Source organism: Nonomuraea composti (genome assembly GCF_012034275.1).
In the GTDB taxonomy this organism is placed as follows: Bacteria; Actinomycetota; Actinomycetes; order Streptosporangiales; family Streptosporangiaceae; genus Nonomuraea; species Nonomuraea composti.
Map to the genome: position 1 here is coordinate 1 of NZ_JAATEP010000077.1, position 15,880 is coordinate 15,880.

General features: G+C 73.0%; 13 protein-coding genes. 6 read left to right on the plus strand and 7 right to left on the minus strand.

Annotated features, from left to right (window positions below; genetic code table 11):
* Nucleotides 1-257: 257 nt before the first annotated feature.
* The 6 genes from HCN51_RS52400 to HCN51_RS52425 all read right to left on the minus strand — a co-directional run bounded on the left by HCN51_RS52400 (nt 258) and on the right by HCN51_RS52425 (nt 5,913).
* Nucleotides 258-1,406 (minus strand): sensor histidine kinase, encoded by a 1,149-nt coding sequence (locus HCN51_RS52400; RefSeq protein WP_206068939.1) that lies wholly within the window; start codon nt 1,404-1,406, stop codon nt 258-260.
* Nucleotides 1,407-1,414: 8 nt separating this feature from the next.
* Nucleotides 1,415-2,071, minus strand: coding sequence for a response regulator transcription factor (locus tag HCN51_RS52405; protein ID WP_080040356.1), 657 nt, complete (start codon nt 2,069-2,071; stop codon nt 1,415-1,417).
* A 345-nt stretch (nt 2,072-2,416) separates the two neighbouring features.
* Nucleotides 2,417-3,010 (minus strand): response regulator transcription factor, encoded by a 594-nt coding sequence (locus tag HCN51_RS52410; protein ID WP_168020908.1) that lies wholly within the window; start codon nt 3,008-3,010, stop codon nt 2,417-2,419.
* A complete protein-coding gene (locus HCN51_RS52415; protein WP_168020910.1) occupies nt 3,007-4,275 on the minus strand; it encodes a sensor histidine kinase in 1,269 nt (422 codons plus the stop codon). Before HCN51_RS52415 ends, HCN51_RS52410 begins: the two co-directional genes overlap by 4 nt.
* Before the next feature lie 13 nt (nt 4,276-4,288).
* The gene (locus HCN51_RS52420) at nt 4,289-5,020 is read right to left on the minus strand and encodes an ABC transporter permease (RefSeq protein ID WP_168020912.1); all 732 of its coding nucleotides are present in this window, start codon (nt 5,018-5,020) and stop codon (nt 4,289-4,291) included.
* A complete protein-coding gene (locus HCN51_RS52425) occupies nt 5,020-5,913 on the minus strand; it encodes an ABC transporter ATP-binding protein (protein ID WP_168020914.1) in 894 nt (297 codons plus the stop codon). Before HCN51_RS52425 ends, HCN51_RS52420 begins: the two co-directional genes overlap by 1 nt.
* A gap of 408 nt (nt 5,914-6,321) precedes the next feature.
* Here HCN51_RS52425 and HCN51_RS61940 point away from each other — a divergent pair, with 408 nt between their 5' ends.
* Together HCN51_RS61940 and HCN51_RS52435 are read left to right on the plus strand one after the other, a co-directional pair.
* Nucleotides 6,322-7,665, plus strand: coding sequence for a sensor histidine kinase (locus tag HCN51_RS61940; RefSeq protein ID WP_168020916.1), 1,344 nt, complete (start codon nt 6,322-6,324; stop codon nt 7,663-7,665).
* The gene (locus HCN51_RS52435; RefSeq protein ID WP_168020918.1) at nt 7,662-8,318 is read left to right on the plus strand and encodes a response regulator; all 657 of its coding nucleotides are present in this window, start codon (nt 7,662-7,664) and stop codon (nt 8,316-8,318) included. The genes HCN51_RS61940 and HCN51_RS52435 overlap by 4 nt, the downstream gene beginning before the upstream one ends.
* 101 nt (nt 8,319-8,419) lie before the next feature.
* Here HCN51_RS52435 and HCN51_RS52440 read toward each other — a convergent pair whose 3' ends face one another.
* A complete protein-coding gene (locus tag HCN51_RS52440; protein ID WP_168020921.1) occupies nt 8,420-10,873 on the minus strand; it encodes a tetratricopeptide repeat protein in 2,454 nt (817 codons plus the stop codon).
* Between the two features lie 126 nt (nt 10,874-10,999).
* Between HCN51_RS52440 and HCN51_RS52445 the strand changes: the two genes are divergently transcribed.
* The 4 genes from HCN51_RS52445 (at nt 11,000) to HCN51_RS52460 (ending at nt 15,831) form a co-directional block, all read left to right on the plus strand.
* Nucleotides 11,000-13,045: an MMPL family transporter gene (locus HCN51_RS52445; protein WP_168020923.1), complete on the plus strand. Its 2,046-nt coding sequence runs from the start codon at nt 11,000-11,002 to the stop codon at nt 13,043-13,045.
* 126 nt (nt 13,046-13,171) lie between these two features.
* A complete protein-coding gene (locus HCN51_RS52450) occupies nt 13,172-13,981 on the plus strand; it encodes a coiled-coil domain-containing protein (protein WP_346434128.1) in 810 nt (269 codons plus the stop codon).
* Between the two features lie 35 nt (nt 13,982-14,016).
* A complete protein-coding gene (locus tag HCN51_RS52455; RefSeq protein ID WP_346434129.1) occupies nt 14,017-14,925 on the plus strand; it encodes a hypothetical protein in 909 nt (302 codons plus the stop codon).
* 21 nt (nt 14,926-14,946) lie between these two features.
* Entirely contained in the window at nt 14,947-15,831 is an 885-nt protein-coding gene (locus tag HCN51_RS52460) for a hypothetical protein (protein WP_346434130.1), read from the plus strand.
* The last annotated feature ends 49 nt before the right edge of the window (nt 15,832-15,880 follow it).

Here is a 15,880-nt window from a genome sequence, read left to right on the forward strand (position 1 = left end):
CTTCACCGAGCCGCCTGCCTCGGATCGCCTCTTCGTTGGCCAGCTTCACCGAGCCGCCTGCCTCCGATCGCCTCTTCGTCGGCGGCGGTCAGCTCCGCTGAGACGCCCTGCCTCGCCGGTGGTGGTCAGCTCCACCGGGATACGCCGCCTCAGTGCTCGGACTCGTGGGCGGCGCGCCGCTCTGCCAGGATGCACCGTCTGAGGCTCGGCCTCGTCTGCGGCGGGCCGCTCCGCTGGGACGCCCCGCCCCGACCACCTCAGGACCCGGGCTCGTCGGCGGCGGGCAGCTCCACCGTGATCGTCAGGCCGCCCTCGTCACGTGGCCTGGCCAGCACCGTGCCGCCGTGGGCCTCCGCGATCACCCGGACGATCGACAGGCCGAGCCCGCTGCCCCGATCAGACCGTAACCGGTCGCCGTGCAGCCGCCGGAACGGTTCGAAGATCGTCTCGATCTCGTACGGCGGCACCGGCAGCCCCGTGTTGGCCACGACCAGCTCCACCCGGTCGGCCCGCCCGCGCGTCGTCACCCACACCTCGCCCTTGGGCTGGTTGTGCCGGATGGCGTTCTCGACCAGGTTCTGGACCAGCCGCTCCACCAGCACCGCCTCGCCCGCCGTGGGCGCGGAGTCCAGCAGCCGGTGGATCGTCACCTCGCGCTCCGCCGCCTCGGCCGCCGCCTGGTCGAGCACGTGTTCGGCCACGTCCGACAGGTCGAAGGGCCGCCGGTCGAGCACCGCCTGCTCGCCTTCCGCCAGCGCGAGCAGGCCGTCGATGAGCCGTTCGTGCCGCGCGTTGACGAGCAGCAGCGACTCGCCGAGCCGCTTGACGTCGTCGGTCGCGTCGGGCCGCCGCACGGCCACGTCCACCAGCGTGCGGTTGATCGTCAGCGGGGTGCGCAGCTCGTGGGAGGCGTTGGCGACGAACTTGCGCTGCCCGTCGAACGCGCGCGCCAGCCGCCCCAGCATGATGTCGTAGGTGTCGGCCAGCTCCTTGATCTCCTCCCGGGGGCCGTCGTAGGCGATGCGCTCGGTCAGGTCGCCGCTCTGCGCCACCCGCCGCGCCGTCTCGGTGACCCTCCTGAGCGGCCGCAACATCCAGCCCGCGCTCTGCCACCCGATCCCGAACGCCAGCGCCGTGGCCGCCAGCAGCGCGACCGCGCCGACGTTACGCACCGTCTCCGGTGTGTCGCGCTGGTAGACGGCGTGCACCTGCATCGAGCGACTGCGCGCGATCTCGTACATGTCCTGATAGCGGTAGAACTCCCGCCAGCTGTCGACCGCGAACTTGGCGGGCGTGAACACGCCGGCGCGATATTCGAGGCTCTGCCGCGCCGCGAGATAGACCCCCGTCAGCGCGAGGCCACCCAGCATCAGCACCACCCCGGCACAGACCAGGGCGAAACGCATACGAACGCTCATGGGATCCGATACCCCGATCCCGGAACGGTCTCGATGACCTGGGGCTCGCCGAGCTTCTTACGCAGCTTCATCATCGTCGTGCGCACCGTGTTCGTGAACGGGTCGATGTGCTCGTCCCACACCTTCTCCAGCAGCGTCTCCGCCGACACCACCGCACCCTGCGCCCGCAGCAGCTCGGCCAGCACGCCGAACTCCTTGCGGGCCAGCGGCACGTACCGCCCGTCGCGGAACACCTGCCGGTGCGCCCAGTCCAGCCGCACCCCCGCCCGCTCCAGCATCGGCGGATCCGCCTTGCGCGCCCGCCGCCCCAGCGCGTGCACGCGCGCCACCAGCTCCTCGAACGCGAACGGCTTCGGCAGATAATCGTCGGCCCCCAGCGACAACCCCGCCACCCGCGCCCGCACATCCGACGCCGCCGTCAACATCAGCACCCGCACCAGCCACCCCTGCTCCACCACGGCCCGGCACACCTCATCACCGTGGGTGCCCGGCAGGTCCCGGTCGAGGATCAGCACGTCGTAGTCATGCACCCCGAGCCGCTCCAACGCCGCCTCACCGTCATAGGCGACATCCACCGCCAACGCCTCTCCCCGCAGCCCTTCTGCGATCGAGTCGGCAAGCATGCGCTCATCCTCAGCGACCAGAACCCGCACCGCGCCCCCCAAGATCCTCAAATGCCGACAAGTGTGGCCCTCCCGCCATAACGCCGACATAACCACACCTTCGGCAGGCTAGCGTTGCGGTACCCCAGAGCCACCCACCTCCCTCCACCCCCTGACCCGAGCAGCGCCACCCGTGCCCAGAGGCCACCCCCTCCGCCCGCCCCTGCCCACAGCAACGCCCCCCGTGCCCGGCGCCACCCGCCCCCCGGGTCGATGGAGCAGCGCCTCTCCGCGCCCAGGCCACCCGCATCCCTCCAGGTCCATCCAGCAGCGCCCCTCCGCGCTCAGAACCGGCCGCGTCCCTCCACGTCCGGAGCCGGCCACGTTCCTGCGGGTTCAGAGCCAGCCTCGTTCTTCCGCCACCCGGACGGCCTCCGCGCGGTTGCGGGCGCCCGTTTTGCCGATGGCCGACGACAGGTAGTTGCGTACCGTTCCCTCGGTCAGGAACAACCGCCGGGCGATCGCTGCCACGGTCGGCTCGCCGGACGCCATGCGGAGTACCTCGGCCTCCCGTTGGGTGAGCGGGCTGGGGCCGGTGGTCAGGGCGGATACGGCCAGCTTCGGGTCGATGACCTGCTCCCCGGCCATCACCCGCCGCACCGCCGCGGCCAGCTCGGCGGCCGGGGCGTCCTTGACCACGAACCCGGCCACGCCCGCCTCCAGCGCCCTGTTCAGGTAGCCGGGCCGGCCGAACGTGGTCACGATGATCACCCGCCGGTCGCGCAGCCGCTCGGCCACCTCCAGGCCCGACAAACCGGGCATCTCGATGTCGAGCAGGACCACGTCGGGGTCGTGCTCGGCCGTCGCCGCCGGCACCTCGTCGCCGCGGCCCACCTCGGCCACCACCTCGATGTCGTCCTCCAGCCCGAGCAGCGCCGCCAGGCCGCCCCTGACGAGATCCTGGTCGTCGGCGATGAGCACCTTGATCATGCCGCCTCCAGGGGAACCTGCGCGTACAGGCGGTAGCCGCCCCCGGGCAGCGTGCCCACCTCCAGCCGCCCACCCGCCGCCCCGATCCGCTCAGCGAGCCCCGTCAGCCCGTTGCCCTTCCCCCGACGGCCATGGGCGGGACGGTCGTGGGGGAGGTGGCCATCGGAATCATGGTCCGCAGCGGGCTGGCGGTCGGTGGGGTGATGCTCGGCCGGGCGGTGCTCGGCGGGTCGGTGGCCGCCGGTGTCGGGGGCGGTGGGGCGGTGGTCGCCTTGGGGGTGGGTGGTGGGGTGGCCGTCGTCGAGGACTTCCACTGCTGCCGAAGAGTCGTTCACGCGTAGGTGGATGTGGCAGTGGCGGGCGCGGCTGTGGCGGAGGACGTTCGTGGCGGCTTCTCTTACCGCCCAGGCTAGTTGGGCCTCGGCGGCCGGCGGGATGGGGCCGTCGGCGGGGGAGACGGTGACCTCGATTCCGGCCACGCCCAGGTTGCGGGTGGCGGTTTCCAGTTCTTCCGACAGGGATGGTGCTCGGTAGCCGGCGATGGCGTGGCGTACCTCGTCCAGGGCTCGTCGGGCGGTCTGCTCCACCTCCGTCATTTCGCGGGCGGCGCGTTCGGTGTCGGTCGTGGCGAGGCGGGCGGCGAGTTGGCTTCTGATCGTGATCGAGGTCAGGGTGTGGCCGAGGGTGTCGTGCAGGTCTCGGGCGAAGCGCAGGCGTTCGTTCTCCACGGCGAGGCGTGCCACCTCGAGGCGGGCCGCGTTCAGGCGGGCGATGAGCAGGCCCATGCTCTTCATCGCCGACACGGCCGCCGTCTGCACCACGATGATCAGTGGCACCCACCACACCTGCGACATCGGCGCGCCGGCCCACAGCAGCGCGAGGACCTCCACGGCGACCGTCGCGACCACCGCCACGGCGAAGGCGCGGACCCGTAGTGACGCGGCGAACGCGCTGATCGCGAACACGAACGACGTGTACGCCCACGGCGCCCCGAACAGCGGCAGCAGCGCCAGCCCCGACGCGGTCAGGCCGGCCAGCGCCCATGGCAGTGGCGTGTTGGGCAGGGGGCTCAGCATGCGCCACATGATCGGCAGCCAGCAGGCCGCGAACACCGCCACCAGCCCCAGCGCCGCCACCACCGCCGGCGCTCCCGGCCCGGAGGCCAGGAACGACCAGAGCGGCCAGGTGATCAGCAGCAGCCAGGCGGCCGAGCCCACCCTGGCGGCCGTGCGGCCCCTGCCGACATCCAGCTCTGCCACCGTCATGGCTCTCCGACCGTCATACTGCCCGACGGTAACGCCACAGGGCCAGCGCGGCGAAGAGCACCGTCCAGGCCGCCAGCACGGCCAGCGACGAGCCCGACGACGAGCCCGACGGCGCCAGGCCGTCGAGCGCCCGCCAGCCGAGCGAGCCGGCCGCGTACGCCGGGCTGTACTCGGCCACCACGCGCATGCCCTCAGGCATGGACTCCACCGGCAGCCACAGCCCGCCCAACACCGTCAGGACGAAGTAGACGATCATCATGGCCAGGCTCGCCACCTGCCCTTTGATCGAGTAGCCGAAGGCCGTGCCGAGCGCCGCGAACGGCAGCGCGCCCGCCCAGATCAGCACCACCAGCAGCGGCCAGGTGCCGAGCGGCAGCCGCACCCCGGTCAGTAACGCCCCGCCGGCCAGCACCACGACGATGCTCGGCAGCACCGTGACCGCGCCGCTGACCAGCTTGGCCGCCACGTAACCGTGCGCGGGCAGCGGCGTGACCGCGAGCTGCGCCAGCCACCCCTTGGAGCGCTCCAGCGCGATGGCGCCCCCGATGAACAACGCGGAACCCATCGCGCCGTAGGTGGCCATCGACACCATCGTGTACGCCCCGACGTCGCCGATTCCCTTCGGCGCCACGTCGAGCACGAGCGTGAACAGCAGGTAGAGCCCCAGCGGGAAGAACGTGGTCATGATCAGCCCCACCGGGTTGCGGAAACCCCGCGCCAGCTCCAGTCTCAGGTACGACCCCATCAGCCCCGCCCCTCTCCCGTCAGGCTCACGAACGCGCTCTCCAGATCTGTGCTCTCCACCCGTACGTCTCTGACGTCGTCGAACATCGCGAACAACCCGCGCAGCGTCGCGTCGGAATCCTTCGTGCGCAGCGTGACCGAGCGGCCCTCGACGCTCACCTGCAGCACCCCCGGCAGGATCTCCAGGTCGTCGAGGTCCGCGTCGTACAGCGTGCACCGCACCTCGCTGCCACCCACCAGCGACTTCACCGTGGCCACGGAGCCGTCGGCGACGACCCTGCCGCTCGCGAGCAGCACCACCCGGTCGGCGTAGTCGTCGGCCTCGGCCAGGTAATGGGTGGCGAAGACGGCGGTGCGGCCCTGCGCCGTCCGCGCGCGTACCTCCTGCCACAGGGCGCGGCGGCCCTCCACGTCGAGGCCGACCGTCGGCTCGTCGAGCACCAGCACGTCAGGGTCGCCGACCACGCACAGCGCGAACCGCACCCGCTGCCGCTGCCCGCCCGACAGCGCCCCGACGCGCCGCCTCGCCAGGTCTTCGACACCCGCCGCCCGCATCGCCCGCTCCGGCGGCAGCGGCCTCGGGTACATGCCGGCGACCGCAGCCACCAGCTCGCCCACCCGGACGTCCTCCAGCAGCCCGGACTCCTGCAGCAGCACCCCGACCCGGCCCGCCCGTAACGCCTCCAGCGGCGGGCGGCCGAGCACCCTCGCGGTGCCCGAGCCGGGCGTGCGCAGGCCGAGCGCGATGGACAACAACGTGCTCTTGCCCGCCCCGTTCGGGCCGAGCACCGCCACCGTCTCGCCCTCGCCGACGTCGAGATCGACGTCGGCGAGCGCGGTGACCGGGCCGTAGGTCTTCGTGACGGCCCTCATCTCCCATACGCTTTTCGTCATGCCAGTAGCCTGCGGGAACGGGTGGTGCCGGGTGTAGTGCCGTACGTCAGCCGGGGCTGTATGACGGATGTCATGGGGGACGGCGTTAGGCGTGCTCCGGTTGCCGTGCCGGTCATGTGATGCGGCGTGAGGTGCGCTTCGGTTGCCGCGTCGGTCGTGGTGCGCGCTGGGTTCTGGGTGCCATGAGTGGATACGGCGCGGGGGTGTGCTCCGGTTGCCGTGTCGGTCGTGGCGTGCGCCGCCTTGTGGGTGCTGTCAGTAGGTACGGCGGGGGCGTGCCTCGGCTGACGTACTGGCCACGGCGCGCGCCGGCTTCGGGGCGCCATCAGGGGGTACGGCGCGAGGCGTAGTCCGGATACCGCGTCGGCGGTATCGCCCGTCCGGTGGGGCGTGCACTAGCGTGCGGCCATGCGGACCATCGCCCTGATGTGCGGCATGGCAGTGGTCGTCTACTCCTCCACCGCCATGGCGCTCGGCAACCAGCCGGGCGCCCGGCCGCTCGACGTGCTCGGGCACGTGCTGCTGGCCGCCACGGTGCTCGGGCTCGCCTGGTGGCGGCGGCGGCCCGAGGTGGCGCTGGCGGTGTGTGCGGGAGCGGCCGCCGCCGTCTTCACCCTTGGGTACGCGCTCGCGCTGTGGCCGGCGCCTGCCCTGATCGCCCTGTTCGTCACCATCGCCGACGGGCGTCGCCGGGTCATGGGGTGGGTGGGGGCGGCGTTCCTCGTCGCGGTGCCCGGAGTGGTCGCCGTCGTGCGTGCCGAGGCCGACGTCGTGACCGCCGTGATCCTCTGGACGCTGATCGTCCTGGCCGTCGCGCAGGGTGGGGAGGCGTCGCGGGCGCGGCGGGCGTACACGGCCGAGGTCGAGCGGCGGGCCGCCGACGCCGAGCGGACCCGCGAGGAGGAGGCGCGGCGGCGGGCCCAGGAGGAGCGGCTGCGGGTGGCCAGGGAACTGCATGACGTCACCTCGCACACGGTGTCCGTGATCGCCCTGCACGCCGCCGTCGCCGCCGAGGCCGTCGAACGCGCCGGCGGGCCGCCAGAAGCTGCCGCCGCGCTCGGGGTGATCCGCTCGTCGAGCAGGCAGGCCCTGTCGGAGATGAAGGCCATCCTCGGTGTCCTGCGCACGAACGGCTTGAACGGCTCGAACGGCACGGGTGCCACCGGGACGAGCGGCGCCGCCGGCACGGGCGGCACCGGCCGCTCGGGCGGCGCGGGTGACATGGGTGATGAAGGTGGCGCGGGTGGCGTAAGCGGCGTGGGCGGTGATGGCCGCATGGGAGGCGCCGGTGGCGCCGGTGGTACCGGCTGTCCCGGTGGGGCTGAGGATGGTCGCGTTCGGCAGGCCCGATCCGTGTGGCATTCCCGTCTTGTCGAGGACGACTTCGTTCCGCAGCCCGGCTCCGCGCAGCTGCCCCGCCTGATCGAGAACGCCGCGCTGCCGGTGACCCTGGATGTCGAAGGTGAGCGCCGCAGCCTGCCGGCCGCTGCCGACCTGACCGTCTACCGTGTCGTTCAGGAGGCGCTGACCAACACCATGCGGCATGCCGGCGCCACCAGGGCGAGCGTGACGCTGACGTACGAGGTGGGAGCGGTGACGGTGCGGGTGGACGATGACGGGCGGGGTGGGCGGGCGCCGCACGGGCACGGGCTCACCGGCATGGCGGAGCGCGTCGCGGCCGTGGGGGGCCGGCTCAGCACCGGGGAGGCGCCCGGAGGCGGTTTCCGCGTCACCGCCCGGTTGCCCGCGTGATCACGGTCCTGCTCGCCGACGACCAGCCTCTCGTCCGGGCCGGCCTGCGGGCGCTCCTCGACACCGAGGACGACCTCACCGTCATCGGTGAGGCCGCCGACGGAGCGCAGGCGGTGCGGCTGGCGCGCGAGCTGCGCCCCGACGTCGTGCTGATGGACATCCGCATGCCGGAGCTCGACGGGCTCCAAGCCACCCGCGCCCTGGCCGGCACCGGCGTGCGGGTCGTCGTGGTCACCACGTTCGACCTGGACGAGTACGTGTACGAGGCGCTGCGCTCCGGCGCCTCCGGTTTCCTCGTCAAGGACGCGGAACCAGCCGAGATCCGGCACGCCGTCCGCGTTGCCGCCCGGGGTGACGCGCTGCTGTCGCCGCAGGTGACGCGGCGGCTCATCGAGGAGTTCACCGCGCGCCCGGCGGTCCTGGACGAGGGGCGGCTGAGCGGCCTGACGGGCCGGGAGCGTGAGGTGCTGGCCAGGGTCGCCAAGGGGCTGACGAACGCGCGGATCGCGGAGGAGCTGTTCATGAGCCCGCTCACGGTCAAGACGCACGTGAACCGGATGATGGCCAAGCTGTCGGCGCACGACCGCGCCCAGCTCGTCGTCATCGCCTACGAGAGCGGCCTGGTCCGCCCGGGAGAGCACGGTGAAGGGTGATCACAGTCAAGGGCAGGGCGATCCAGGTCACGGCTGATCGCGGTAACGGGCGATCCCGGCCGCGGGTGATCATGGTCAAAGGTGATCGCGGCCACGGATGATCATGACCGCTCCCCGGCGGCTCTCCTGAGTGACGCCAGCGCGTCCCGTACCTCCCGAGTGCGCGGATGATCCGCCCCCAGCACCCGCTCGCACCCGGCCAGAGTCCTTTCGAGCAGGGGAATCGCCCGGTCCAGATCACCGACGGCGGCGTAGGCGCGGGCGAGATTGTTGAACGATGCCAGGAGGTCGGCATGGTCCGGGCTCAGCACGCGCATGCGGTCGGCGAGCGTCGCTTCGAGCAAGGGCAGGGCCTCCCGCGGCCTGCCGGTCCTCAGGTAGGCGTCGGCGAGGTTGTTGCGGGCGATGAACAGGTCGGGATGGTCGGGATCCAGCACCCGTTCGAAGTCGGCGACGACCGCTTCGAACAGGGACACGGCCCGGTCCGGCTCCCCGGCCTTCAGGTAGGCGCCGGCGAGGTTGTCACGCGAGATGAGCACGGCCGGATGGTCATCGCCCAGCACCACCTTCTGGATGGCGATCGTGTCCTCGAACATCTCGATGGCCCGGCGCGGGAGCCCGGCGTCCTGGTACGCGGTCGCCAGGACGTGACGGACGGCCAACGTGTCCGAGTGAGCGAAACGCAGCACGCGCTCGCAGTCGGCGAGGGTGGATTCGAGGAGCGGGATGGCCGTCCCCAGGTCTCCGGCTTCCCGGTGGGCGGCGGCCAGGTTGAGGCGGGAGATCAGCGTCGCGGGATCGTCGCGGCCGAGCACCCGCTCGCGGCCGGAGAGGGTCTCCTCCAGCAGGGGGATCGCCTTGGCCAGGTTCCCGGCGTCCTGGTAGGCCATGGCGAGGATGTTGCGCGTGTTCAGCGCGCCCGGATTGTCCGGCCCGAACACCAGGGCCCGCTCCTGATCGGCGAGCGTCGCTTCGAGCAGGGGGATGGCCTGGTCCAGCCGCCCCATCTTCAGGTAGGCGCCGGCCACGTTGGCGCGGGCCTGCAGCGTGTCCTGGTGGTCGGGGCCCAGCCTCGCCCGGTACGCCGCGTACGCGCGTTCGAAGCAGCCGAGCGCGCGTTGCGAGGCGCCCTCGTCCAGTAGCAGGACGCCGGTGCGGTTGAGCAGCCGGGCGGTCGCCACGGTGTCGGTCTCGGGGGAGACGCGCTCGGTCAGGGCGGTGATGTGCGGCAGCAGCGCCCGCCAGGCCGGCGAGGCGCCGAGTGCGCGTGGCTCGGGAAGGGCGTCCACGAGGAGACCGGTGGCGAGTTCGCGGGCCTCCTCGATGTCGGCGGGCCGGCGGTGCGGGTCGTCCTGGCCGGGCGTGCGGGCGACCGCTTGCACGAGCCGGTGCACGGTGACCGCCGCGCCGTCCAAAGCGATCATGTCGTACGCGGCCAGCTCGCCCAGCGCATGCCGGACGTCCGGAGCGTCCAGGCGGTCCAGCAGGGTACGCGGGATCGGCTCGGCGCCGTACCAGGCCAGGACGCGCAGCACCCGGCCGGCCATGGGGACATCGGCCAGCCGGTCGAGGGTGAGCCGCCAGATGCGGGCGACGCTGCGCTCGGCGTCGGAGCCGCGGGCGGCCTGGTCGTACAGCACGGCCGGGCGCTCGCGCAACGCCTCCAGGTAGGCGCGCGGGGTGAGCCTGGCCTGCCGCATGTACGCCGCCGCCTGCTCGACGGCCAGCGGCAGGCACCCCAGCTCGGCCACCAGCTCCCGCACCCCGTCGAGGTCGGGCCGTCCCGGAGCCGCGGGCCGGTGGCCCATGATGCGGGCGACCAGTTCGATGGCGTCCCGCTCGCTGAGCACGTCCAGGGGAAGCACGCGGGCGTCCAGCCGGTGCCATCCCTCGCCGAGCCGGCTGGTCAGCAGCACCCGGCCGGACGGCGCGCGGTCCAGCACCAGCGTCGCGTCCTCGACGTCCGTGACGTCGTCCAGCACCAGCAGCCAGCCGTCGTGGGAGGCCAGCCAGCCCAGCGCCCGCTCGGCCAGGCTCTCCGGGGGCAGCGCGGAGGCCAGCTCGGGCTGCAGGGCGACGGCGAGCTCCGCCAGCCCGGCCCGCACCGACTCGGGGCTGTCGGCGGTGATCCACCACACCGGATTCCGCTGCCCGGTCTGCGCCCACGCGTAGCGGGCGGCCAGCGTGGACTTGCCGACCCCGCCCAGCCCGTGCACGGCGGCCACGACCACCGGCCCGGCCGTGCCCAGCGCCGCCTCCAGCTTGGCCAGCTCGGGCCCGCGCCCGACGAACACCTGCCTGTTCCCCGGCACCTTCACCAGCGACGGCGGTGCGGCCACCTCGGCGACCGGCCGCAACGCCGCCTCCGGGAGCACCGTCCGGTACTGGATCAGGTCGCGCCCCGCCTGGTGGATCCGGCCATGTCCGGAGGCCCGCGCGTACATCCGTACCCCGCCCGCGTCGCTCTCGCTGGAGGAGGCGGTGCCCGTGGCGAGGGGCGGCCGCTCGTCGGTGGCGGGCGCTTCCGAGCGGCCCGGGTCTTCCTGCTCGCGCATGACGCCATCATGGGGCCTCCACCAAGATCAGGGGCTGCCGGGTTACGGGCGCTACCGCGATCGGTGTAGCCACGTGCCCGCGCCGGGACGACGACCGCGCGCGTCCCGCGTCCCTAGCGTCGCCGCATGATCCGCTTCTGCATCCGCCACCGCAAGCTCGTCGTGGCCCTCTGGCTGGCGCTGACCGCCGCGCTCGTCGCGGCCGCCGCCACCTGGCCGGGCCCCACCGACGACGACTTCTCGTTGCCGGGCTCGGAGAGCCGGCGGGCCGCCGAGCTCCTGGGCGACGCAACCCCGGAATCGACGGGCGCGCTGGTCGTGTCGGCCCCGCCCGGCCTCGCCCGCGCACTCACCGGCGATCCCGCGCGGGATCCCGTCGCCGGGCTGATCGCCAGGATGAACGCCGTCCCCGGCGTCCACGTGGACCTCGGCGCCCGGCGCGTCTCCCCGGACGGCACGATCGCCTCCATCCCCGTCGACCACCGCGACCAGGAGGCGGCGACGCGGCTCAGGGCGCTGCGCGACGAGTTTCGCCCGCCGCAAGGCGTGACGGTCGAGCTGGCGGGCGACGACTTCGCCGACTTCACCCCCGGCGGGGTCACGGAGCTGGTCGGGCTGGTGGCCGCCGCGGTGGTGCTGCTGGTGGCGTTCCGGTCGTTGGTCGCGGCGGTGGTGCCGCTGGTCGTCGGGGTGGTCGGCGTGACGTGCGGGGTGGCGTCGTTGTCGCTGCTCGGGCATGTCGTCAGCGGCCCCGGGTTCGGGATGTACCTGACGATCATGCTGGGGTTCGGCGTGGGCGTCGACTACGCCCTGCTGATCGTCACCCGCTTCCGCACCGCGCTGGAGACGTCGCGGAGCGTGGCGGACGCGGTCGCTGAGGCGATGCGCACCGCCGGGCGGTCCGTGCTGTTCGCCGGGCTGATCGTGATCGCCACCGGCTCCGGGATCCTCCTGCTCGGCCCGTCGCTGGGCGGCGGGGTGGCGCTGGCGGCCGGGTGCGGGGTGCTGGCGGTGATGCTGGCCGCCCTCACGCTGCTGCCGGCGCTGCTGGGGATGATCGGCAGGAGGATCGACCGGTTCGCGGTGCCGAGGCGGGCCGAGGGGGTGCCGCTGTCGTATCGGTGGAGCCGGGTCGTGCAGCGCAGGCCCTGGACGGCGGGGGTGGCGGCGCTGGTCGCGCTGGCGGCGCTGGCCCTGCCCGCGACGCAGCTGCGGGTCGGCTGGTCCGACGCGGGCAACCGGCCGGTCACCGACACCACCCGCCGCGCCCACGACCTGCTCGCCCAGGGGTTCGGCCCAGGGATGGCGGGGCCGCTGATCCTGGTGGCGGCTCCCGTGAGCGGAGACCGTGAGGAAGACGGCGAGGAAGACGGCGAGGAAGACGGCGAGGAGTTGCGCAGGGCGGTCGCGCAGGCGGCCCGCACGCCGGGCGTCGCCCAGGCGCGGCCCGCCGGTGACCGGACCGCGATCGTGATCCCCCGTACCGGCCCCCAGGACGAGCGCACGGACGACCTCGTCCGCCGCCTCCGCGCCACCCTGCCCGAGCCGGTGCTGGTCACCGGCTCCACCGCCGCCGCACTCGACTACGCCCGCCACACGGCCGACCGGCTCCCCTGGGTGGTGGGCGTGGTGCTGCTGGCCGCGTTCGCGCTGCTCGTGCCCGTCTTCAGGAGCGTGGTGCTGCCGCTGAAGGCGATCGTGGTGAACCTGCTGTCCATCGGCGCCGCCTACGGCGTGGTCGTGGCCGTCTTCCAGCTCGACGTCCTGGGCGGCGGCAGCGGGGGTCCGATCGACGCGTGGGTGCCGATGATGCTGTTCACGGTCACGTTCGGGCTGTCGATGGACTACGAGGTGTTCCTGCTGTCCCGCGTCAGGGAGGAGTACCTGAAGGATCGCGACAACTCGCGGGCGGTCGCCGCGGGGCTGGCGAGGACGGCGCGGGTCATCACCGCCGCGGCCACGATCATGTTCTGCGTGTTCGCCGCGTTCGGCGCCTTCGACGACCGCGCGTTGCGGGTCATGGGGGTCGGGCTGGCGGTCGCGGTGCTGGTGGACGCCACTGTGGTGCGGCTGGTCCTGGTGCCGGCCGCCATGGAGGTGATGGGGGAGCGCAACTGGTGGTTCCCTGTCCTGACCTTTCGGAGGCTGACACCCAGGCGGAATGTTACGTAATATCCACACATCACGAGCGTTGGGGGCGCCAGGGTGCCAGGACAGAACGTGGGTGTGGTAGTAGATCCGCAAGTGCCACGCGAGGTGGCCGGTCTGTTACGCGCGAATGCCCCCTTACTGTCCAGGGTGAGAGCCGGGTGGGTGCCGCCCACGTCCCTGTCCCCGGCGCGCCGCCGCAGCCCCTCCAGCGCGCTGCTGCTGGCCACCACCCCCGTGGTGATCGCGCTGATGGCGGTGCTGCTGGCCTCGCCCGCTCCGGCCGCCGGGTTCGTCCTGCTCGGCTCGTACGTCTTCATCGTCCTGGTGAAGATCGCGTCCATGAGCGAGACCCCCGAGGAGGAGCGCCCGCACGAGCGCGGCGTGTACGAGCAGGCCCGCTGGTACGACGGCCGCTACCTCCTGCCCGAGGACTTCGACCACGACGCCCGGCTCGTCCTGGCCAGGGCGCAGCGCGCGATCGGGTCGGTGCTGCGCTCCCACGTCAACGCCGAGGGCCTGCTCGACGACGCCCGCAACGCCGTGATGCTGCCCGCGCAGGAGTGGGAGATCGCCCGCCTGCTGGCCAAGCTGTCGGCGCTGCGCCTGGAGCACAGGGAGCTGCTGGCCAGGGGCATCGCGCCCGAGGTGGCCGCGGTGATCGAGCCGCTGGAGCGGGCCCTGGTCAACAGCGAGGCCGCGGTGGTCGCCCGCGTCGAGGCGCTGGAACGGTACGCCGGTCACGTCGCCGAGGCCGAGCGCGCCTACCACGCCCGCGGCCAGATCGAGGAGCTGCGCGCCCGCCTGCCCCGCTACGAGGAGCTGCTGGCCGAGGCGGGCGCCGACCGGCTCGGGACGGCCGAGATCGAGCGGCTGGCCGAGGACGCCGACGTCCTGGAGCGCACCTTACGCCGCAGCGTCGAGTCCGCCCACGAGGCGTTCCGGTACCTGGAGAGCTGACATCACGCCAGAAACGCGACAAGAGGATCGGTAAGGTGCCCGGACGTCCCGCGAAGGTGATAGTCGATCCGGCGGTGCCCGACGACGCCGCGGCCCTCCTGCGCGAGCATCGCAAGCTGCTCCTGCGGATCCAGGCGGGCTGGGTGCCCGAGCACCGGCGGCGCCTGCCCATGGCGGGGCTCGTCGTGCGGGGCGCGGCCACGGCGACGGCCCTGATCGCGTCGGTGTACGGGCTGGCGCTGTTCGTCGCCGAGCGCTACACCCCGTTCGTGGTGATCATGACGGGGGCGGCGCTGCTGATCGTGAGCGTCCTGCTGCGGCCCAGGCCCGACGCCGAGGTGGAGCGGCGGCACGCCCTGGAGCGCGAGGTGTACGAGGCGGCCCGCCGCCACGAGGGGCGTTACGTGCTGCGCGAGCGGCTGGACGAGCCCGCCCGGGTGCTCATGGGCCGTGCCCAGGCCGCCATCGAGCAGGTCGTGGACTCCAGCGTGAACGCCGAGGGGCTGCTCGACGACGTACGCAACGGGGTGATGCTGCCCGCCCAGGAGTGGGAGATCGCGCGCCTGCTGGCCAAGCTGTCGGAGCTGCGCGCCGAGCACCAGGACGTCGTGTCCGAGGGCGTCACCCCGGAGGTGGCCGCCGTCGCGGAGCCGCTGGCGCACGCGCTGGACAGCAGCCAGCGGGCCGTGCTGGCCCGCGTGGAAGCCCTCGAACGGTACGCGGGCCACGTGGCCGACGCCGAGCGTGCCTACCGCGCCCGCAACCAGATCGAACGCCTCAGCGCCAAGCTGCCCGCCTACGAGGAGCTGCTCGCCGAGTCTGGGGCGGACGGCTCGGCGGTGCCGGAGCTGAGCCGTCTGTCCGACGACGCCGACCGCCTGGAGCAGGCGCTGCGCGACAGCGTCAGCTCAGCGCACGAGGCTTTTCGCCACCTAAGTAGCTGACTTCCCTTAGGATCCGGATTCGTGGCGGATGTGGTAGTAGACCCCGAAGTACCACCCGACGACGCCCAGCTGCTCAGGGACAGCCGTCAGGTCCTGCTCAAGATGCGCCAGGGCTGGGCACCTCAGCCGCGACGATCCGTCGCCAGCGCCCACCACCGCATGATCGCGGCGTTCGGCGGGGTGGCCTTCATGGGCCTGCTGATGGGTTTCGGCGCGCCGGTCCGCGGGCTCGGGCTGCTCATGATGGTGCTGTTCGGCATCCCGCTGATGATCGTGCTGTTCGTCCGCAACGACGTCCCCGAGGCCGACGAGGACGCCTACGAGCGCGAGGTCTACGAGCAGTTGCGCTGGTACGAGGGCCGCTACGTGCTCACCGAGGACCTCGACGAGTCCTCGGCCAGGATCCTCGCCCGCGCCCAGCGCGCCATCGCCGCCGTGACCGGCTCCAGGGTCAACGCCGAGGGGCTGCTCGACGACGTACGCAACGGGGTGATGCTGCCCGCCCAGGAGTGGGAGATCGCCCGCCTGCTCGCCAAGCTGTCGGGGCTGCGCGCCAAGCACCGGGAGACCGTCTCGCAGGGGCTCACCCCCGAGGTGGAGGCCGTCGCCCGGCCGCTGGCGCGGGCGCTCGACAGCAGCGAGGAGGCCGTGCTGGCGCGGGTCGAGGCGCTCGAACGGTACGCGGCCAACGTCGCCGACGCCGAACGGGCCTACATCGCCCAGCACCAGATCGAGGAGCTGCGCGGCCGGCTGCACCAGTACGAGGAGCTGGTGGCGGAGACGGGGGCCGACGGGTTCGCCGTACCGGAGCTGGAGCGGCTGGCCGCCGACGCCGACCGCCTGGAGCAGGCGCTGCGGCGCAGCGTGAGCTCGGCCCAGGAGGCATTCCGCCACCTGGAGCCGTGAGCGCCCCCCCATGGTCGTCTTCGCGACCATGGGGGATCGAGGGGCGCTC

Coding starts and splice junctions, on each gene's coding strand:
- HCN51_RS52440 (WP_168020921.1), bottom strand. CDS start 10,873: ATGCGCGAGCAGGAAGACCCGGGCCGCTCGGAAGCGCCCGCCACCGAC.
- HCN51_RS61940 (WP_168020916.1), top strand. CDS start 6,322: ATGCGGACCATCGCCCTGATGTGCGGCATGGCAGTGGTCGTCTACTCC.
- HCN51_RS52445 (WP_168020923.1), top strand. CDS start 11,000: ATGATCCGCTTCTGCATCCGCCACCGCAAGCTCGTCGTGGCCCTCTGG.
- HCN51_RS52410 (WP_168020908.1), bottom strand. CDS start 3,010: ATGATCAAGGTGCTCATCGCCGACGACCAGGATCTCGTCAGGGGCGGC.
- HCN51_RS52420 (WP_168020912.1), bottom strand. CDS start 5,020: ATGGGGTCGTACCTGAGACTGGAGCTGGCGCGGGGTTTCCGCAACCCG.
- HCN51_RS52400 (WP_206068939.1), bottom strand. CDS start 1,406: ATGCGTTTCGCCCTGGTCTGTGCCGGGGTGGTGCTGATGCTGGGTGGC.
- HCN51_RS52425 (WP_168020914.1), bottom strand. CDS start 5,913: ATGACGAAAAGCGTATGGGAGATGAGGGCCGTCACGAAGACCTACGGC.
- HCN51_RS52415 (WP_168020910.1), bottom strand. CDS start 4,275: ATGACGGTGGCAGAGCTGGATGTCGGCAGGGGCCGCACGGCCGCCAGG.